We start from the raw sequence: 19,806 nt of genomic DNA on the forward strand, positions 1-19,806 counted from the left end.
GACTTTTGGGTGATTTGGCGTGAAGTCGGGAATGCTGGAAAGTGCTGTTTTTACGCAGGAAAGTGAAGTTCGAGGAAGTTGCGTGAGGGATTTGGCCGAGCCTTCCAAGCTGAATACGAGGGTTCGATTCCCTTCACCCGCTCCAATGTTTTCAATAATTTAGCGCGTCAGGGCCTTTTCATTCTGACAAGTCGCCCATTTTCGTTCTGACAAGCGTCGCTTCGCTTGTCTTGCACGACGGTTGATGCGTTTCATTTACGCATCTTGTAACCTCAGCCCCCCAGTCGGACGCAGCTCCCTAATTGCGTCAAGGAGCGCGAGTGCCACGGCCGGGGCGGCTCTGTAACCAATCTCGCAAACCACCTACCGTGCGAAATCCGTCCGCCGCGTAGCAGCGGACGGAGGGAAGGAAAGCCTGCATCATCTCGGCGAGTGCGTGTCCTGGACCGAGATCCAGCACCCTGCTGACGCCGAGCTCGGCAAGCGCTTCCAGCGTCGCCGACCAGTCGATCGGGCGCGCCACCTGGGAGGCGAGCTTTGCTGTTGCGTTGCTGGCCGAGAAGATGCGCTCGCCGTCGCCTCCGGCGAGCAAGACTCGTTGATTTGCGATAGCGGAGCGTGTGCTGGCGTCGAGCGTCAGTTGAAAGGGGCGGCAGGCCTGTTCGAGCTGCCGCGTGTGCGACGCGATTCTCACGGCGAGAAGACCTGTGCGCGTGGCGCCTTGTCGGGTCGCTTCCTGGCAGAGGTCGATCACGTCCTGCTCGGCGCCTCCGACGACAACGAGACGATCGGGGTTCCTGATCGCGATCTCGCAGCGATGCTTCCCGAGCAGGCGTTCGAGTGCGGCCGGGTCGAGCCCGCGCACATAGCCGAGGCGGCCGTCGGGTCCGGCGACGCTGTCCATCAGGCACGCGCGAACAGCCGTCAGTCGCAAGGCTTCATCGGCGGTCCATATCCCTGCAATGCTCCAGGCGGTCATCTCGCCGACGCTGTAGCCGGTGACGGCCGTAGGTTCGGTCAGGAGATCGGCAATGCAGGCATGGATCGCGAGCGTCGATGTGACGGTCAGGATCTGGCTGACATGGTTGGCGGACAGCTCGTCTGCGCTGTGCGTCCGGACGAACTCCCGTGGATCCTCGCCGAGACACGCGGTCGCCGCGGTGAAAACGGGCTCTGCGGCAGGCTGATCGGCGGCCAGATCGAAGATCTTGTCCGAGAGGGTGCCTTGTCCACCGCAGAGCAGGGCAAGCATCAGAGGTCCAGCCGATCGACGAAGAGGGCCATGGCCAGCAGATCCGCCGAGCCGCCGGGACTGAGATTGCGCGCCACGAATGCCTGATGAATCTCGATGGCTCGCTCGCGCCAGCCGTGACGTCCGACGCCTCCGTCGCCAAGGAATGCAGATGCGCTGTCCTGCGCGAAGTGCAATCCATCCTCTCCGCCGCGATGCAGGAGGTTGGTGTCGGTGACATCAGCGATGAGCGTCATGCAGGTCTGAACGCGGACCGCTTCCTCATCGCAAGGCGCGAGCTTTCGTGCAGCATGCAGGGCGGGCAGGGCGATCTCGTACACCGATGGGAAGCCGCAAGCGGCCTCCGCCCGGGCGCCGCCGGCACCGTAACGCCGCGAGGCCATGGCGCCATGGCTGCGCAAGGATATGGGACCTGAAAGGATGTCTTCGCCCCAGCGCTGCGACACCAGATCGCCGAGCGATTTGCGAATGCCGAGCGCACCGCGATATCCGGCCGCGGCGCAGAGCAGACCCAATCCGAAGATCGCGCCGCGATGCGTGTTGACGCCTCCGGTTGCCGCGAGCATGGCGCGCTCAGCGGCGACCCCGATCGCGCGCAACCGGCTCATGCCGGCGCCCTCGGCTCCGGCATGCGCCAGATCGCGGAGGAATGGCCTCAAGGTGTCGGCGCTGCGGCACAGCAGCTCGGCGTCCATGTCGCTGTGCGCGCCATTGTCGACATGGCTTACGAGCCCCGGTTTCGGATGGGTTTCAACTTCAAGCTTCAGGCAAAGCGACGCCAGATCACCGAACTGCTCCGCATCGAGCGCGCGGCCGGGTGTCGATTGCCATCTCAGCGCGACGTTCACGACAGCTTCCCCGACAGAAATGCGGCGCGCGTCGTGCTGATGACGCAGGCGGGGCCTTTCACGAGGACTTCATCGTCGTCAGCTCCGATGAGCTCGCGCCATTGGACCCCTCCCGCGCGACCAACGATTTCGCCGTCCAGCCGCATCGGAGCCTGCTTCGCGATCCGGCCGATGTCCGACGGCAGGGTGCCGGCGTGCCTTGCCGGCGACAGCGGCCAGAGCAGATCGAGGTCCGAACTGTCGGAAAGATAGGGCAAGCCGGTGAGATATTGCCAGGCCAGGCTGCCGAAGGTGCGGGTCTCCGGCAGAAGCTGGAGCAGCAGGCCGATCGTCTCCTGCCAGTGTGCAGGCGCCACGGCGGCCGCATCGGCCAAGGGTGGCGGCGCAGCAGATGCGATGATGTCACCGGGCGCGAGCGCGAGCGCGATGCGCCGTTTGCCGTGGCTGGGCGGCAGCGGCAGGCCGAGCGGAATCATGCCGGCGGCATCGCTGCACGCTGGCCGGCGAACGATGAGGGGATGGCCAGCACGCGCCCAGCCGTCGATGATCGGTTCGCTGGCGAGTTCGGGGTGGCGGCTCATCGCGACAGCCCATCCGGCTGCCGAAGCCTTCACCATGGTGTGACGCGCAAGCGCTTCAGCCATGTTGCGCTCCCCGCTGCGCGACCGCGGCGAGCGCGACGACCCGATCGGCGATCTCGGCCGCCTTTCGACGTCCGCCCCGCTCCGCGCCGAGCCGGCTGCGTTCGTCCCGTCCGGCAGGCTGCGCCAGCACGGCCGCAAGCTGCGGCGCCAGGGGTGCAGTTTCGTCCCAGACGACGTGAATGCCGCCGGTGCGGACCATATTGTCGAGCCCGGGCGCGAAAATGGGCGTTGCTTCCGCCTTGGCCTTCAGCACGTCGATCGGAAGCTTGGTGACCCGCGCCATCGACGGCAGATCCATCACCGCGGGATGCGCGCCGGGGAGTGCCACCAGCGTGCCGGTGGCAAGAGCAGTGGCGATAAACGCGCCCGCCGCGCTGCCGCCGTAGAGCAGGCCGACCGTACGGTGTCCTTCCGCTTCCGCCAGCAGCAGCACCTTGGCGAGATGCGAGAGGTATTCGCTGAGGCCGAACAGTTCGTCGCGCTTGCTCATGCGCTGGCTGGCGGAATCCACCAGGAACAGGATCGGCGTCCGATCGCATGACTTGATGATCTCGATCACGCGCCCTGCGAGCGCGATCGCCTCGTCCACGCCGAGCGGCTGTCCTTGCGTGATGCCGAGCACGTGGATCGGCTCGCCGTCGGGCAGGGTCGCATGTCCCGCGATCATCGCGCCGGTCGTTTCGATCTTGCTGCCGTTCGGGAACAAGCCGGTCAGGATGTCATCGAGCGTCATCGGCGTTCTCCCTTGTCTTTGCCGCGCGTAGAAAAGCGTCGGTCGGAAGCGCGGGGATCTCGGTCGGCGCGTCGATACCTAGCGTCTGCCAGATATCGACGGCGTCCTCGGCTTCGCCGAAACGCTGCAGCCGATGCTCCAGGCGATTCTGCTCGGCCTCGAGAACGGTGGTGTCGCAGCCACGCTTGATCTTGAGCGCGTCGATCGCCGCCTGGCGAAACGCCAGCGCCTCGTCGTCGACGAACGTGTCGGCGCCGCCGATGAGATAGCGGTGCTTGCCGCCCATGGTGCGCCACACCAGCGCGCGGTCGCGCGAGTCGAACTCCTCGATGCCTCTGTTGGTCTCGATCACCTCGGGGCCGCTGACGCTGATCCGTCCCTGCTCGGACACGATCAGGCGCGAGCAGGTGCCGGCGATCAGGCTGCCGCCGCCATAGCATCCGGCGCGGCCGCCGATCAGCCCGACGACGCTGACGCCCGCACGCCGCACCTCGATCACCGCACGCATGATTTCTGCGATCGCGAGCTCGCCGGCATTGGCTTCCTGAAGCCGCACGCCGCCGGTGTCGAACAGGATCAGCACGTCCTGACGATGCGCACGAGCTGCGAGCAATAGCCCCGTGAGCTTGGCGCCGTGGACTTCGCCGAAGGCGCCGCCCATGAAGCGTCCTTCCTGCGCGGCAACGAGCACCGGCGATCCCTCCAGGCGGCCATGCCCGATGACGATGCCGTCGTCGAACTGTTCCGGCAGGTCGAAGATCGAAAGATGCGGGCTGATCTCGCGCAGTTCGGGGCCGATGTATTCGCAAAAGCTGCCGGCATCGACCAGCGCGTCGATGCGCTGCCGGGCGCTCGCCTCGTACCAGCTCATCGAAACCGTGTTGGCTGCCACCTGTGTCATCGTTCCGGCTCCTCGATCTTGCGGACGCCTTGCGCAAGGCGCAGCGCGACCGTGTCCGGCCGGGCTCCGCCGTCATTGATGGAGATGCGCAGGCCGCCGGCAGGGCGGCGGGCGACGAAGTCACGGACCACGGCGTCCCACACCGCGCCGAAGCCGTGGGCTGCGGTTGCGATGTCGATCGTGCACGTATCGGCTGGCGAGGTGCGTTCCAGCAGGACCTCGAGATTGCCGGAGGCGACGACGCCGACGATCGCCTGCGTGCGGGTGCCGCCGGCGGATCTGGCTGCGGTCAGTCTGAAGCTGAGCTTTTCCATGCAAAACTCCTCACCAGTTGCGGAAGCGGCTGGGCGGACGGTAGAGGCCGCCGGAGGCCAGCATGAGGTCCTTGATCGAGCGGGCCGCCAGCAGGCGGCGGTCGGCATCGAGCGGATCGATGCCGAGATCCTCGGGACGCCGGATCACGCCGCGTTGCCGGAGCTGCTCAACCAGCTTCGCATCGCGCGCGCGGCCGATGTCGGTGTAGCCGGCGACGCCGCGGATGGCCTGCTCGCGCTCGTCCTTGCTGCGGCACATCAGGAGGTTGGCGATGCCTTCCTCGGTGACGATGTGGGTCACGTCGTCCGAGTAGACCATCACCGGCGCGAGATCGAGCTTGAGCTCGCGCGCCAGCTCGAGCGCATCCAGCCGCTCGACGAAGAGCGGAGCATTGCGCTCGCCGAAGGTCTCGCCGATCTGCACCACGAGCTTGCGGCCGCGGCGCAGGGCGGGGGCGGCATCGGGCGCCGCCTCGGCACCAGCCTTGAGCCAGGGTTCGCTCGCGTGGCGGCGGCCGCGCGGATCGGAGCCCATGTTGGGCGCACCACCGAACCCCGCGATGCGGCTCGTCGTCACCGTCGAGCTGTGGCCCTCGAGATCGATCTGGAGCGTCGATCCGATGAACATGTCGCAGGCATAGAGGCCGGCCGTCTGGCAGAAGGCGCGATTGGATCGCAGCGAGCCGTCGGGCCCCGTGAAGAAGATGTCGGAGCGCGCGGCGACATAGTCCTCCATGCCGACTTCCGATCCGAAGCAATGGATCTGCTCGACCCAGCCGGATTCGATCGCCGGAATCATCGTCGGATGCGGATTGAGCGCGAAATGGGTGCAGACCTTGCCCTTGAGGCCGAGCTTCTCGCCATAGGTCGGCAGCAGCAGCTCGATCGCGGCGGTGTTGAAGCCGATGCCATGATTGAGCCGGCGCACGCCGTAGGGCGCATAGATGCCCTTGATGGCGAGCATCGCCGTCAGGATCTGGGTCTCGGTGATGGCGGCGGGGTCGCGGGTGAAGAGCGGCTCGACATAGAACGGCCTGCCGGCTTCGACCACGAAATGCACGAGGTCGCCGGGAATATCGACGCGCGGCACCTTGTCGACGATCTCGGCGACCTGCGCCACGACGAGGCCGTTCTTGTAGCTCGTCGCCTCGACGACGGTCGGCGTGTCCTCGGTGTTCGGTCCCGTATAGAGGTTGCCGTCCTTGTCGGCGCTGACCGCCGCAATCAGCGCGACGTTCGGCGTGAGGTCGATGAAGTAGCGGGCGAACAGCTCGAGATAGGTATGGACCGCGCCGAGCTCGATCTTGCCGCCGAACAGCATGCGCGCGATGCGCGCCGATTGCGGGCCCGAATAGGAGAAGTCGAGCCGCCGCGCGATGCCTTTCTCGAAGATGTCGAGATGGGCGGGCAGGACCACGCCGGACTGGACCATGTGCAGGTCGCTGATCTCAGCGGGGTCGAGGTTGGCGAGCGCCGCGGCGAGGATGTCGGCCTGCTTCTGATTGTCGCCCTCCAGGCAGACCCGGTCGCCTGATCGGATCACCGCCTTCAGAAACGCGGGCAGGCTCGGGAGCGGGACGATCTTTCCCTTCGCGTGCCGTCGACCGGCCGTCAGGCGCTCTCCCAGAGCGGCCTTTTGCATACCCCAATTGCTCATCTCGGCTCCTTGGCATGCGAAATTGGCCTCATTAGCGTTGAATGTATGCGTATTGCGCCTGGATGTCAATTAGTGTATACGCAATCTCATAAGCGATGGATATTCGCATACACAGGAGGAGATTCATGATGCGAATGCATACAAGGTGCCCAAGTCGCGTGACCGGAGCTCCGTCCGCTCAGGGGAGGCGCCCGTGACCGTTTCCGGCGTAGCGCTGCTCTCCATCTGCACCTTGTTGGGGGTCTTCCTGGGGGACCTGCTCGGCATCGCCCTCGGCGTTAAGGCCAATGTCGGCGGCGTCGGCATTGCGATGATGTTTCTGATCGCCGCCCGGCTCTGGCTGGTGCGGCACGGCCTGCTCAGCCACGGTCTCAAGACCGGCGTCGAGTTCTGGGGCAGCTTCTACATTCCCATCGTGGTCGCCATGGCGGCGCAGCAGAACGTCGTCGCTGCCGCAAAAGGCGGTCCCATCGTCGTCATTGCGGGGATCGGCGCGGTCGCCGTGTGTTTCGCGATGGTGGCCCTGATCGGCCGGCTCAGCGGCCGTGTCGAGACCATGGACGAGATCGAGGCGCGAGAGGCGCTCGAGGCGACTGTGCCCCACTTCAAGTCCGGGAGGATCGGATGACGATGATATCGCACATTCTCGCTGCAAACTCGCTGCTCACCGCTTTTGCGGCCGTCGGAATCCTGATGTGGATCTCCGGAGTGATCTCGAAATACCTCACCTTCGGACGCATCCACGGCTCGGCGATCGCGATCATGCTGGGTCTCGTGCTGGCCTTTTGCGGCGGCATCGCCACTGGCGGCGAAAAGGGCGTCGCCGACCTGCCGGCGCTGACCGGGATCGGCCTGATGGGCGGAGCGATGTTGCGGGATTTCGCCATCGTCGCCACCGCCTTCGAGGTCGACGTCGTTCATGCGCGCAAGGCCGGGGCGATCGGTGCGGTCGCGCTTGGGCTAGGAACTGTCGTCCCGTTCATTCTGGGCGTGTTCGTTGCCGCGGCGTTCGGCTACACCGATGCCATCTCAATGACGACGATCGGCGCCGGCGCGGTCACCTACATCGTCGGGCCGGTCACGGGGGCTGCGATCGGCGCATCTTCGCCGGTTATTGCGCTCTCGATCGCGACCGGTGTATTCAAGGCGGTGATCGTCATGATCGGTACGCCCTTCGTGGCGAAGATGATCGGCCTCAACAATCCGCGCAGTGCAATGGTGTTTGGCGGCTTGATGGGAACGGTCAGCGGCGTGTCCGGAGGGCTGGCGGCGACGGACCGGCGTCTGGTGCCCTACGGCGCGCTGACGGCGACATTTCACACCGGGCTCGGGTGCCTGGTCGCCCCCTCGATCCTTTACTTCGCGGTGCGTGCGATCACGGGAGGCTGAATGGCAGAAGTACTGAAAGTCGCAGTCGGCGCGGAAGACGATGGCGGGCTGCTCTCCGATCGTATCCGCAACGCGCTCACTGACGAGATCGCCTCAGGCGCACTCGTCGCCGGTTCCGCCCTGGAAGAGCAGCTGTTGGCCGATCGCTTCGGGGCCTCCCGCACGCCGGTGCGGGAGGCGCTTCGCCAGCTCGTGGTCAGCGGCCTCGTCGAGGTACGCGGCCGCCGCGGCCTCGTCGTGGCGCGGATGACGCCGGAGCGCATCATGGACATGTTCGAGACCAGCGCCGAGGTCGAGGCGATGTGCGTCCGGCTTGCGACCTACCGCATGACCCCGCTCGAACGCAGCCATTTGATCGAGCTTCACGAAGGCTCGCTTGCGATGGTCGAGGCGAACGACGTTGATGCCTATGACGCGTTCAACCGGGAATTCCACGAATGCATCTACCGCGCAACGCACAACTCGTTTCTGGCCGAGCAGGCGCAGGACGTGCGTTCGCGGCTCAGCGCCTTCCGCCGCACCCAATTGCGGCAGGGCGATCGCATCCGCAAGTCCCGCGACGAGCATGATGCCATCATGCAGGCGATCGCAGAAGGTGACGGAGAGACCGCAGCGCGCCGAATGCGTGCGCACATGCTGAATGCAGCGTCCGCGCTCAGGCGCTACATCGATGATCGCCTCGGCTGAGTCGCCTGATCGTGCGATCGAGCCGATAGCTTGACTGCATCCGGCGGCCGCAGGCCTGGCCTATTGGCAAGGTCGCGTACCTAGTCTGTCTGATCGAGCGCGCCGCGCTCGCATCGCGCCGACCGTGATGTACCATGCTGCCGGCCGGCGAACGCCAATCAGTTCAAGTCATGGTCCAATTCCATCAACCACGACGGCCGAGATGAATCCGTCCTGTGCTATCAACTCCGGTCGTCGTGGACAGGCCAGCCCGACGCAGGGCTATCTGCTCCGGATTGCGGGGTGCTATTTCGACGGACCAGATTTCGAGTGAGCGGCTCGCCATAAGAATTCGCTATGGCGGCAGAGGACAGTCGTGCTTCCCCTGTCATCGAACGTAAATCTATTTTTTACCGTCGGCCGCAGCAAAAAATTCCAAGGGCAAGACCACAGAACTGGCGGCGTTCGCGGGCGCATCATTTTGTAGCAGCAACGGAGCGGGCAAATGACGATCGAGTTGAGCCGACGAGGATTTTGCATCGGAACCGCCCTGATTGGACTACAGAGCGTTTCCTCCAGCGCCTTCGCGGCGCGAAGCGAAGATGGGACGGTTAGGCTCGGTCTCGTCGCTCCGATGAGCGGTCCGAACGCCCGCTACGGCGCCTTCTCGATGCGCGGTGCCCAGATGGCTGCGAAGGAAATAAACGGCGCCGGTGGCATCGGTGGGCGCAAGATCAACATCCTGGCTGGCGACAGCCAAGGTACTCCGGTCGAAGGCGTCTCGGCAACCCGGCGCCTCATCGACCAGGATCAGGTCGACTTCATCATCGGCGACGTATCGAGCTCGGTGACGCTCGCGATGCAGCCGGTCGTGGAGGATGCCGGTGTGCTTCTCCTCAATGCCGCCTCGTCGAATCCGAAGATCACCTACAAGGCGGGCGTCGGCGGGTTCAAATGGACCTATCGTAATTATCCGACCGACGAAAACCGCGCCCTCGTCGTGCTGCAATACGCCGCCGAAAAGAAGGGATTTACCAAATACGCCGTGCTGTCGGTCGACACCGACTACGGGCGCGCAGCCATTGAGTTTACCAAGAAGTACCTGCCGCGCTTCAAGAGTCAGATATTGACGGAAGACTATTACAAGGAAGGCGAGGTGGATTTCCGCAGCGTCCTGTCCAAGATCCGCGATTCCGGCGCCCAGGCCATCATCATGTATGGCAATGCCGATTCCACACCCATCGTCGGACGTCAAATGATCGAAACCGGGATTGCCGGCAAGATCCCCCTGATCGGCAACGCCGAGTTCAATACAGCGAGCTCCATCAAGGCGGCGCCGAAGGCGCTCGAGGGCGCAATCGAAGCCGCGGCCTGGCTTCCGGCCTACGAGTCCGAGAGGAGCAAGGCCTTCGTCGACAAGTTCACTGCCGAGTTCCGTGAAGCGCCCAACAACCACGCTTATGTGCACTGGGAAACGACGCATCTGTTGGCCAAGGCGATCGAGCAGGCCCAGAGCATTGATCGCGAGAAGGTCCGTAACGCGCTTTCCAATATCCATTATGCGAGTGCGGTCGGCGAAGTGACTTTCGACGACCACAATCAGGCGCGCTTGCCGATGATCCTTCTCGAGATCGAGAATGGCAAGCCTTCCATCAAGGGAGCTTACTCGGCCGAGATCGACTATCCGAAATAGGACCGAGCGCACATGTTCTACACGGTCATCGAGCAGGTTGTTAACGGCATCGTCTCCGGATCGGTTTACGCGATCGTTGCCGTCGGCATGACCATGATCTTTGGCGTGCTGCGTGCCATCAATTTCGCCCACGGCGAATATTACATGCTCGGAACCTTCGGAGCCTGGTTCGCGATCGATTATTTCGATTTGCCCTATCCCGTGGCGGTCGTGATTGGTGTGGTCGCCACCGCGGTGATCGCCGTCGTCGTTGGCAATTTCGTGATGCAGCGGATCGTGGGGGCTCCGGCCGAGGCCGGAGTGCTCGCAACCCTCGGCGTTGCGTTGATCCTCCAGAACACCGTCATCCTGATGTTCGGGGGCAGCTACAAGTTCTTCTCCGGCGGCTATATCGAGCCGGTGACGCTGTTCGGCTTCACGCTCGCAGAACAGCGTATCCTGATCATCATCGTCGGCCTGATCGTGTTCGTCGGCCTCGAGTTGATGGTCACTTATAGCCGGATGGGTAAGGCGATGCGCGCGGTATCGCAGAACATCGAATGCTGCGCGGTTGTCGGCATCGACGTCCGTCATGTCGCACTTTGGACCTTCATCCTCGGTGCTGCCCTCGCAGCACTCTCGGGCGTGTTGACCGCACCGGTGAACGTCAGCGTCTACGGCGGCATGGGGGAGCTCATCACGTTCAAGACGCTGCCGATCATCATCATGGGCGGACTTGGAAACGTCCGCGGTACGTTCGTCGCGGCGATGATCCTCGGCATCGCCGAGAGCCTGGTCGCCACCTATGTCGGTCTGCAGTTCCGCGACACCGTTGGTTTTGCAACCCTGATGCTGGTGTTGATGTGGCGCCCGCACGGGTTGTTCTCCGCGCAGGCGCGCTTCTGATAGCGATGGGATTTGGCATTTGACTGAGATCGTCCGAGGGCAGCCCATGACATCAGCCGAACGCACGGTCGTGACGGCGAGGGATCTTCGCGCTCCGTTCGGCGTCGCGCTCATCGCGCTGGCCTGCATCGCGCCGCTGTTTCTCGGCAACTATCCGCTGCATGCCATCATCATTGCGCTGATCTTCCTGTTACCGGCGCATGGGCTCAATCTGCTGCTCGGCTATACCGGGCTGCTGTCGCTGGCGCAGGCGGCGTTCTTTGGCATCGGTGCCTATGCCTCGGCTCTGCTGGCGGTGCATTTCGGCACGCCGTTCTACGTCAATTTCCTTGCCGCCGGCGTCGTGACCGGCCTTATCGCGCTGCCGCTCGGAATTCCCGCACTGAGATTGCGGGCCACGTCGTTCGTCATGTGCACGCTCGGTTTTGTCATCATCGGCCAGGCCGTCGCCAAGAACTGGATCAGCCTGACACGCGGCGACATGGGGCTGGCGGCAATTCCCAAGCCTTACTTCGCACTGGGGCCGGCCTCGTTCACAGTCTCCGGAACGGTCGGATTTTATTATCTTGTCCTCGTCATCGCCGCGCTCGCGACCATCGTCGTCTACCTGATCGTCCGTTCGCCGGCCGGCCGCAACATGATAGCCATTCGCGAGAACGAGACGCTGGCTGAATCCGTGGGCATCCCGACCTGGCACTACAAGCTCGTCGTCTTCATGATCAGCGCGACCTTTGCCGGGCTGGGCGGCAGTCTCTATGCGCATTACCTGACCGTGGTCAGCCCGCTCACCTTCCAGATGTATTACTCGACGACGATGCTGATCATCGTGCTCGGCGGCGGGGCGGGGACCATCTCGGGCGTCATCTTCGGCAGCCTGTTGTTCGTCGGCCTCACTGAAGCGCTGCGCGTTGCCCCGGAGCTGCGCATGATCGCCTACGGCTTCTTCCTGCTGGGGCTCGTGTTCTGGTTCCCGAGCGGGTTCGCGCCGCTGATCGGGCGCTTCTGGTCCTTCCTGGAGAAGCGCAAATGAGCGGGCTGCCGATCCTCGACATTTCCGGCCTCTGCAAATCCTACGGCGCCGTGCGCGCGGTCGACGGTGTCGACTTGCATGTCAACCGCGGCGAGATCTGCGGGCTGATCGGTCCCAACGGATCGGGCAAGTCCACCTTCTTCGACTGCGTGACCGGTCTCGCCACACCGAGCGCGGGCGCGGTGAAGCTCGATGGTCAGGACATCACGGGCTGGTCGCTGAACGACATCGCCCGCGAAGGGCGCATGCTGCGCTCGTTCCAGAAGACCGTGGTGTTCTCCGCGCTCGACATCGAGGAGAACCTCGTCATCGCCGGCCAGATGTTCAGCTTCCCCGGGATTCTGTCGACTTTCGGAATCGGGGCGGCCGCGCGCAATCGCGTCGCCGCGCTCAGGGAGCGGGCGCGGGAGCTGATCAAGATCGCGGGTCTCTGGGACGTGCGCTTCCAGCCCGCCGGCAAGCTCTCCGGCGGCCAGCAGAAGCTGATCCAGTTCGCCTCGATGCTGATGCCGGAGCCGAAGCTTATTCTGCTCGACGAGCCCATGGCCGGCATCAATCCGAAACTCATCGAGCGCGTGGTCGAGAGTATTCGCCTTGCCAACACCTCCTTCGGCGTGAGCTTCCTCATCATCGAGCACAACATCGACGTGGTGACGAGCCTCTGCAAGCGCGTGGTCGTGCTCGATCAGGGACGCAAGCTCGCTGAGGGAACACCTGACGAGATCGTCCAGAACCAGGCGGTGCGGGAGGCCTATCTCGGTGGCTGAACCCTCTCTCTCGATCAAGGGGCTGCGCGCTGGCTACGGCTCGCTCGACATTCTCAACGGCGTCGACCTCGACGTGCCGCAGGGACAGTTCGTCGCGCTGATGGGGCCGAACGGCGCCGGCAAGTCGACGCTGCTCAAGACGCTCTATGGCATGACGACGATCAAGGGCGGCACCGTCAACTGGCAGGGCAGGGACATCACGGCGCTGAAGTCGCGCGCGATTCTGGCCGAGGGCATCTCCTGGGTGCCGCAGGGGCGCTGCAACTTTCCGGTCATGACGGTCGACGAGAATTTGCAGATGGCGGCCTACACGTTACGCGACGGCAGGGTGAAGGCGGAGCGCGACTATGTCTATGATCTCTTTCCGATCCTGAAGACGCGCCGCAACACGCTTGCCGGCAATATGTCCGGCGGCGAGCAACAGTTGCTTGAGGTCGCGATGGCCGTGCTGCAACGGCCAAAGATCCTGCTGGTCGACGAGCCGTCGGTCGGGCTGTCACCGGCCGCGATCGGCATCGTTTTCGACGAGCTGTTGCGCATCAACGCCGCCGGCCAGACCATCTTACTGGTCGAGCAGAACACCAAGAAGGCGATGGCGGTTGCGCAGCGTGCCGTCATCCTGCGGCTCGGCAAGGTGATCTGGGATGGCCGTCCCGCCGACATCACCCACGACGAGCTCGGCGAACTCTTCCTTACCGGCCGCATGCGCGGTGAGACCGACGTCGAACATTGACTTCGAATATTGACTTGGCACCCGCTTGGCGGGCGCGGATACATTCGCAACGCAAAGGACGACCACAGTGACGATCTTCGTGCCGGCCGCGCGCGTCTCGCGCATCAAGATATCTCCGACCACGGCTGCTTCCGCGCGCGTGCGCGAGCTCAAGGCCGGCGGCCGTGACATCGTCGACATGGCAATCGGCGAGCCTGATTTCGATACGCCGGATCATGTCAAGGTGGCGGCGCATGAGGCGATAGACCGCGGCGAGACGAAATACACCGCCGTCAACGGCACCGTCGCCCTGCGCAAGGCGATCATTGCCGACTACAAGCGCCGCCTTGGGCTGGAATATGCCGACAACGAGATCTGCGTTGGCGGCGGCGCCAAGCAGATCCTGTTCCTCGCGCTGATGGCGAGCGTGGAGGAGGGGGCGGAGGTCATCATCCCTGCGCCCTATTGGGTCTCCTATCCCGACATGGTCATCGCCAATGACGGCAAGCCGGTCATCGTCCGCTGCTCGGAGAACCAGGGTTTCAAGCTGACGGCGGATGCGCTGGAGGCCGCGATCACACCGCGAACGCGCTGGCTGATCCTCAATGCGCCCTCGAACCCGACCGGCGCGGCCTATTCGCTCGCCGACCTCAAGGCGATCGGCGACGTGCTGCTGCGTCATCCCAACGTCCTTGTGCTGTCCGACGATATCTATGACCAGATCTGGTATCGCGATGAGCCCGCGACGACGCTTGCCGCCGCGGTGCCCGAGCTCAGGGACCGCGTTCTGCTCGCCAATGGGGTATCGAAGACCTACGCCATGACCGGATGGCGGATCGGCTACGCCGCGGGTCCCGCGCCGCTGGTCGCCGCCATCAACAAGCTGCAATCGCAGATGTCCTCATGCCCCTCGTCGATCAGCCAGGCCGCCGCCGCCCATGCGCTGATGAGCGACCAGTCGTTCGTTCGCGACAGCGTCAAGCTCTACAAGGAACGCCGCGACTATGCTTGCGCACGGTTGAACGCGATCCCCGGCCTGTCCTGCCTGGTGCCTGACGGTGCCTTCTATCTCTATCCCGGCTGCGCCGGCGTGATCGGCAAGACCACCCCGGGCGGCAAGGTCGTCGAGAGCGATCTCGATTTCGTACTCTATCTGCTCGATGATGTCGGTGTCGCCGCCGTGCAGGGCGCGGCCTACGGGCTCTCACCTTATTTCCGCCTCTCGATTGCGACTTCGATGGAGGCGATCAAGGTCGCCTGCGACCGCATCGAGAAGGCCTGCAGGGCGCTGCGCTGAGTGCGAAGCCGGACTTGCCTGCCAAATCGGCGCGCAAGCGAAGAAACCGATTGAAATCAATAGGCTAGATAAAGGATAGTATCGATCCAGACCGTGTTTTCATGAACGGCCGAGCGGGCGCCGCCCGTTCGGTTTAGGACAGCGTTCGACACAGATGAGCGTCGATTTCAGGAAGCTCAAGAGCTTCGTCAAGGTGGTCGATGCCGGCAGCGTCTCGCGCGCCGCCGGCCTGTTGCGCACGGCGCAGCCGGCGCTGTCGCAGCAGATCGCAGCGCTCGAGAGCCATTTCAAGCACAAGCTGCTTCTCCGCAGCAATCACGGCATCGTCCCGACCGAGGCTGGCCTCATCCTCTACCGTCATGCGCAATTGCTGCTGAAGCAGATCGAGCAGGCCCAGATCGACATTGATCAATCGACCAAGGCGCTGGCCGGCCGCGTCTCGATCGGCCTTGCGACCTATTCGGCGTCAAGCACTCTGTCGCTGCCGATCCTGAAGGAGATGTCGACGCTGCATCCCCAGATCATCGTCCATATCAACGACAGTTTCGGCCATGTGCTGAGCGAGCTGATCATGACCGGCAAGATGGACATGGCCATGATCTATGGCTCCGGTCCGATCAAGGGTGTCAAGCTGCAGCCGCTGTTCCGCGAGGAGCTGTTTCTTGTTTCGCCTGCTGGGCCGGGTGCGAAGAAGCCGGCGGACGAACCGCTGCCACTGTCGGCGCTGGCCAACGTTAAGCTGTTGCTGCCGAGCCAGGGGCACTTCCTGCGTCGGCTGATCGACGAATCGCTGGCGCGGGCCCGGGTGGCGCCGAACGTCGTCTCCGAGATCGAATCCGTCTCCGCGCTCGGTGCGGCCGTGACCGAGGGCCTCGGCTCGACCATCCTGCCGGCCTCGGTGGCCGCGAGCGCGTCGAGCTTTGGCGGTGTCGAGGTGCGGCGGCTGGTTCGCCCTGCGATCGAGGCAACCGTCTCGCTGTGCATCTCCGACCATCTCCCCTTGTCGGAGCCTGCGCTCGCCACACGATCGGTGCTTCTAACCGTGGTCGAGAAGCTGATGCGCGGCCATCCGCAGGGCATTCGATCGGTCTAGGCGCCACGGCCGAACGTCAAAGCCGCTCGTCTGCATGCACTGTAGCCGCATCGCGTCGGTTTCGTCAGGCCATAAACAAAACCTATGGCGGCAGACGGGAGTTGTGGTGGTCGGCCGCAACCGCATTTTCTACGCTCGAAGACAATCGCTTCGAGGAAACAGATGACCAAGCTCGCATTCGATACCGGGGGGACCTTCACCGATTTCGCGCTGCTCGACGACAAGGGCGAATTGCATCTCCACAAGGTACTGAGCACGCCAATCAACCCTGCCGAGGCCGTGGTTCGAGGTGTGTCCGAGCTGCTCGAACAATTCGGTAGTGCCGTCGATCTCAACGGGCTGCAGGTGCTTGGCGCCACCACCGTCGTCACCAATGCGGTGCTGGAGCGCAAGGGCGTCAAGACCGGCTTCATCTCGACGGCCGGCTTCCAGGACATGCTGCGCATTCGTAACGAAGGCCGTTACGACCTCTACGATCTGAATTTGAAGTATCCGGATCCGCTGGTGACGCGTGCCAACAGCTTTGGCGCGGTCGAGCGTATCGCGGCCGATGGCGAGGTCATCACCGCGCTGGAGGAGGAGACGGTCCGCGAGATCGCCGGCCGGCTGCGGGAGGAGGGCATCAAATCCGTCGCCGTCTGCCTGCTGCACGCCTACAAATATCCTGATCATGAACAGCGAATCGCTGCGCTGCTTCGTGAAGAGGACCCGGACGTCTTCGTGTCGCTGTCATCAGAGGTCTGCCCGGAGGTGCGCGAGTTCGACCGCGCCTCGACCACTGTCGTCAACGCCTATACGCGGCCGCAGATGTCCGGACACGTCGCCCATCTCGAACGCGAATTCGCCGCCAAGGGCATCAATCGACAGGTGCTGTGGATGACCTCGTCGGGCGGTCTCGTGCCGAGCAGCCGCGCCGCCGAGCTGCCGGTGCGCCTGATTGAATCGGGGCCAGCCGCCGGCGCGGTCGCGGCCGCCGAATTCGGCCGCATCGCCGGCGAGGGCAGCGTGCTGTCCTTCGATATGGGCGGCACCACTGCAAAACTGTGCCTGATCCCGAACGGCGAGCCGACAGTCGGCACCGATCTGGAGGTCGCGCACTATCATCGCTTCCGCAAAGGCTCGGGCTTTCCGCTGAAGATCCAGTCGATCCGCATGATCGAGATCGGCGCTGGCGGTGGCTCGATCGCCGCGAAGAACCCGCTCGGCCTGCTCGATGTCGGACCGCGTTCGGCGGGCGCGCTGCCGGGACCGGCCGCCTATCAGCGCGGCGGCACCGAGCCGACGGTGACGGACGCGGATATCCTGCTCGGCTATATGGGCACCGGGTCCTTCGTCGGTGGCTCGTTCAAGGTGTCGAAAGATGCCGCGCTCACGGCCATGACGAAGCTTGCATCCTCGCTTGACGTCAGCGTTCCCCGCTGCGCCTGGGGTATCCACGATCTCGTCAACGAATCCATGAGCAAGGCGGCGGCGGTGCATGCGACCGACCTCGGCGTCGATCCGCGCAGCCTGCCGATGGTCGCCTTCGGTGGCGCAGGTCCGGTGCATGCCTATGGAATCGCGCGCAAGCTCGGCATCAAGCGCATTATCTGCCCGACGGGCGCCGGCGTCACCTCGGCGATCGGCCTGCTGATCGCGCCGGTCGCGGTCGATCTGTCCGCGAGCTTCCCGATGCAGGTCGACAATTGGGATTTCGCGGCGATGGATCGCCTGCTCGGCGATCTCGCGCTCCAGGGCGCCGAGGTCGTCCGTGCCGCTGGCGTTGCGCCAGAGACGATCACCAACACCTACACGGTCGACATGCGCCACGTCGGCCAGGGTCACGAGATCACGGTCGTGCTGCCGGATCGCAGCTTGCCGCCAAAGCAGTTCCACGAGGAATTGCTCGGCAATTTCTACAAACTCTACCGCGAGCTGTTCGGCCGCACCGTTGCGGGCTCATCGGTCGAGGTGATCACGTGGCGGCTGCGCTCCAGCGGCCAGAAGGATCAGGTAACCCGCCCGCACGCACGACATCCCGCCGAGGCCAAGAAGGGCACGCGCTCGGTCTATTTCAGCGAGCGTGGCGGTTTCGTCGAAACGCCGGTCTATGACCACTACAAGCTGCCGGTTGGTGAAGAGATCCAAGGGCCCGCGATCGTCGAGCAGCGGGAGTCCACCGCGGTCATCGGACCGAGCGGCACGGCTCACGTCGACATCAACGGCAATCTCGTGATCAATATCGCCTGAGGACGACGCACCATGTCCGTGAACGCTGCCGATTTCAACGATCCGATCAATCTCCAGGTGATGTGGAATCGATTGATCTTCATCGCTGACCAGGCCGACATCGTGCTCGGCCGCACCGCGTTCTCGCCGATCGTGCGTGAGAACCACGACTATGTGACCGTGCTGCTCGACAGCCGCGGCCGCGCGCTTGCGCAATGCACCTGGTCGATTCCGGTGTTCATCACCTCGCTGCCGGTGGCCGCGCAGAAATATTTCCTGCCCAAGTTTTCGGCTGAGACTCTGGAAGAAGGCGATGTGCTCGCCACCAACGATCCGGAGATCGGCACCGGGCATTTGCCTGACGTGACGATGATCACGCCGATCTTCAAGAAAGGTAAGGTCGTGGCCTATGCCGGCTCGATCGCGCATCTGCCCGATATCGGCGGCGCCCCCTTGCATTCCGAGGCCAGCGATATCTTCGAGGAGGGCATCCGATTCCCGATCGTGAAGCTGCATAAGGCAGGCGTTCCCAACCAGGACGTGCTCGACATCATCGCCGCCTCGGTTCGCTTGCCGACCGAAGTGATGGGCGATCTCGAATCCATGGTTGCAGCCAACAATGTCATGGGCCGCGAGCTGGTGAAATTCCTCGATGAGTATGATCTCGATGGCATCGACGAACTGGCCGATGCCATCCACACGCGATCCGAAGCGCAGACGCGGCGGGCGATCCGGCAATGGCCGAACGGGACCTACACCGCCGAGGTCCTGCTCGACGGCTACGACACTGATGTGACGCTCAAGGCGGCCGTGATCGTGCGCGACGATTCCATTCACGTCGATTACGCCGGAACGTCCGAGCAAATTCTTCACTCGATCAACTGCCGGACCAATTATCGCTACGCCCATTCGGTTTACGCATTGAAATGCCTGCTCGACCCGGATACTCCGAATAACGAGGGCTGCATCACGCCGATCACGGACGAGGCGCCGCTCGGCTCGATTCTCAATCCAGAGGAATGGACGGCGGGCAATTCGCGCAACCTCATCGGGCACGTCATTCCGTCGCTAATCTTCAAGGCACTGGAGGGCGTGGTGCCGGACAAGGTGATGGGCGACAGCGGCGGCGCGCCGATCTGGGCCGCCAACTGCGTCGGCCGGCGCGACGACGGCACGCAATACGGCTCGGTGCAGAATTTTCACGGCGGGCAGGGCGCGCGCGCCGAATTCGACGGTCTCGATACCTTGAGCTTTCCGTCCAACTGCAAGGTCACGGCGATTGAGATGTTCGAGATTGCCGTCCCCGCGCTCACAGAGTGCAAGGAGCTCATTCCGGACTCGGGCGGTGCTGGCAAGAGCCGTGGCGGCCTCGGCCAGCGCGTCGTGCTGCGCAATCTCGGGCGCAATCCGATGAACATTTACCTCGCGTCGGAGCGCGTACGTCATCCGTGCTTCGGTGTCGTTGGCGGCAAGTCCGGCAGTGCCGGCAAGGTGTACAAGAATGGCGAGCCGCAATTTCCGAAGGGTAAGGTTGTCCTGAAGATGGGTGACCGCCTGGAGGTCGAGACACCGGGCGGGGGCGGATGGGGACGTACGTCCGAGCGCGCGGCGGCTTCGGTCGAGCTCGACCTTGCGGAAGGCTTGATCACGCCTGCGGCCGCAAGGCAGATTTACGGCTATCACCGCTCAAACGTGGCGGCCACCGCCGCCGAATAGG

General features: G+C 64.0%; 19 protein-coding genes. 12 read left to right on the forward strand and 7 right to left on the reverse strand.

Annotated elements, in window-relative coordinates:
• Positions 1-307 precede the first annotated feature (307 nt).
• The 7 genes from XI09_RS06710 to mdcA are packed head-to-tail and all read right to left on the reverse strand — an operon-like array spanning position 308 to position 6,349.
• Positions 308-1,252: an acyltransferase domain-containing protein gene (locus tag XI09_RS06710; protein ID WP_271566167.1), complete on the reverse strand. Its 945-nt coding sequence runs from the start codon at positions 1,250-1,252 to the stop codon at positions 308-310.
• Entirely contained in the window at positions 1,252-2,100 is an 849-nt protein-coding gene (gene mdcB, locus XI09_RS06715; RefSeq protein WP_271566168.1) for a triphosphoribosyl-dephospho-CoA synthase MdcB, read from the reverse strand. The genes XI09_RS06710 and mdcB overlap by 1 nt, the downstream gene beginning before the upstream one ends.
• The gene (mdcG, locus tag XI09_RS06720; protein WP_271566169.1) at positions 2,097-2,744 is read right to left on the reverse strand and encodes a malonate decarboxylase holo-[acyl-carrier-protein] synthase; all 648 of its coding nucleotides are present in this window, start codon (positions 2,742-2,744) and stop codon (positions 2,097-2,099) included. Before mdcG ends, mdcB begins: the two co-directional genes overlap by 4 nt.
• Positions 2,737-3,477, reverse strand: coding sequence for a biotin-independent malonate decarboxylase subunit gamma (gene mdcE, locus XI09_RS06725; protein ID WP_271566170.1), 741 nt, complete (start codon positions 3,475-3,477; stop codon positions 2,737-2,739). Before mdcE ends, mdcG begins: the two co-directional genes overlap by 8 nt.
• Positions 3,464-4,378, reverse strand: a complete 915-nt coding sequence (locus tag XI09_RS06730; RefSeq protein WP_271566171.1) for a biotin-independent malonate decarboxylase subunit beta — start codon at positions 4,376-4,378, stop codon at positions 3,464-3,466. Before XI09_RS06730 ends, mdcE begins: the two co-directional genes overlap by 14 nt.
• A complete protein-coding gene (gene mdcC / locus XI09_RS06735) occupies positions 4,375-4,692 on the reverse strand; it encodes a malonate decarboxylase acyl carrier protein (protein ID WP_271566172.1) in 318 nt (105 codons plus the stop codon). The genes XI09_RS06730 and mdcC overlap by 4 nt, the downstream gene beginning before the upstream one ends.
• Positions 4,693-4,702: 10 nt before the next feature.
• Positions 4,703-6,349: a malonate decarboxylase subunit alpha gene (mdcA, locus tag XI09_RS06740; protein ID WP_271566173.1), complete on the reverse strand. Its 1,647-nt coding sequence runs from the start codon at positions 6,347-6,349 to the stop codon at positions 4,703-4,705.
• A gap of 193 nt (positions 6,350-6,542) precedes the next feature.
• On the opposite strand from mdcA, the gene madL reads away from it, so the two are divergent.
• From madL to XI09_RS06800, 12 genes are all read left to right on the forward strand, one after another.
• Positions 6,543-6,977 (forward strand): malonate transporter subunit MadL, encoded by a 435-nt coding sequence (gene madL, locus XI09_RS06745; protein WP_092191220.1) that lies wholly within the window; start codon positions 6,543-6,545, stop codon positions 6,975-6,977.
• On the forward strand, positions 6,974-7,738 hold the full coding sequence (gene madM, locus XI09_RS06750) for a malonate transporter subunit MadM (protein ID WP_271566174.1): 765 nt from the start codon (positions 6,974-6,976) through the stop codon (positions 7,736-7,738). Before madL ends, madM begins: the two co-directional genes overlap by 4 nt.
• Entirely contained in the window at positions 7,739-8,425 is a 687-nt protein-coding gene (locus XI09_RS06755) for a GntR family transcriptional regulator (protein WP_135174358.1), read from the forward strand. It begins immediately after the preceding gene.
• A gap of 484 nt (positions 8,426-8,909) precedes the next feature.
• The gene (locus XI09_RS06760) at positions 8,910-10,097 is read left to right on the forward strand and encodes an ABC transporter substrate-binding protein (RefSeq protein WP_271566175.1); all 1,188 of its coding nucleotides are present in this window, start codon (positions 8,910-8,912) and stop codon (positions 10,095-10,097) included.
• 12 nt (positions 10,098-10,109) lie between these two features.
• Positions 10,110-10,982, forward strand: a complete 873-nt coding sequence (locus tag XI09_RS06765) for a branched-chain amino acid ABC transporter permease (RefSeq protein WP_271566176.1) — start codon at positions 10,110-10,112, stop codon at positions 10,980-10,982.
• A 46-nt stretch (positions 10,983-11,028) separates the two neighbouring features.
• A complete protein-coding gene (locus XI09_RS06770) occupies positions 11,029-12,012 on the forward strand; it encodes a branched-chain amino acid ABC transporter permease (RefSeq protein ID WP_271566177.1) in 984 nt (327 codons plus the stop codon).
• Entirely contained in the window at positions 12,009-12,779 is a 771-nt protein-coding gene (locus XI09_RS06775) for an ABC transporter ATP-binding protein (RefSeq protein ID WP_271566178.1), read from the forward strand. The genes XI09_RS06770 and XI09_RS06775 overlap by 4 nt, the downstream gene beginning before the upstream one ends.
• Positions 12,772-13,512 (forward strand): branched-chain amino acid ABC transporter ATP-binding protein, encoded by a 741-nt coding sequence (locus XI09_RS06780; protein WP_271566179.1) that lies wholly within the window; start codon positions 12,772-12,774, stop codon positions 13,510-13,512. Before XI09_RS06775 ends, XI09_RS06780 begins: the two co-directional genes overlap by 8 nt.
• A 67-nt stretch (positions 13,513-13,579) precedes the next feature.
• Complete coding sequence (locus XI09_RS06785) at positions 13,580-14,788, forward strand: aspartate transaminase (protein WP_271566180.1); 1,209 nt, start codon at positions 13,580-13,582, stop codon at positions 14,786-14,788.
• A gap of 154 nt (positions 14,789-14,942) precedes the next feature.
• Entirely contained in the window at positions 14,943-15,881 is a 939-nt protein-coding gene (gene nac, locus XI09_RS06790) for a nitrogen assimilation transcriptional regulator NAC (RefSeq protein WP_271566181.1), read from the forward strand.
• A gap of 162 nt (positions 15,882-16,043) precedes the next feature.
• Positions 16,044-18,110: a hydantoinase/oxoprolinase family protein gene (locus XI09_RS06795; RefSeq protein WP_271566182.1), complete on the forward strand. Its 2,067-nt coding sequence runs from the start codon at positions 16,044-16,046 to the stop codon at positions 18,108-18,110.
• Between the two features lie 12 nt (positions 18,111-18,122).
• Complete coding sequence (locus XI09_RS06800) at positions 18,123-19,805, forward strand: hydantoinase B/oxoprolinase family protein (protein ID WP_271566183.1); 1,683 nt, start codon at positions 18,123-18,125, stop codon at positions 19,803-19,805.
• Position 19,806: the final 1 nt, after the last annotated feature.

The organism is Bradyrhizobium sp. CCBAU 11386, from assembly GCF_028128955.1.
In the GTDB taxonomy this organism is placed as follows: Bacteria; Pseudomonadota; Alphaproteobacteria; order Rhizobiales; family Xanthobacteraceae; genus Bradyrhizobium.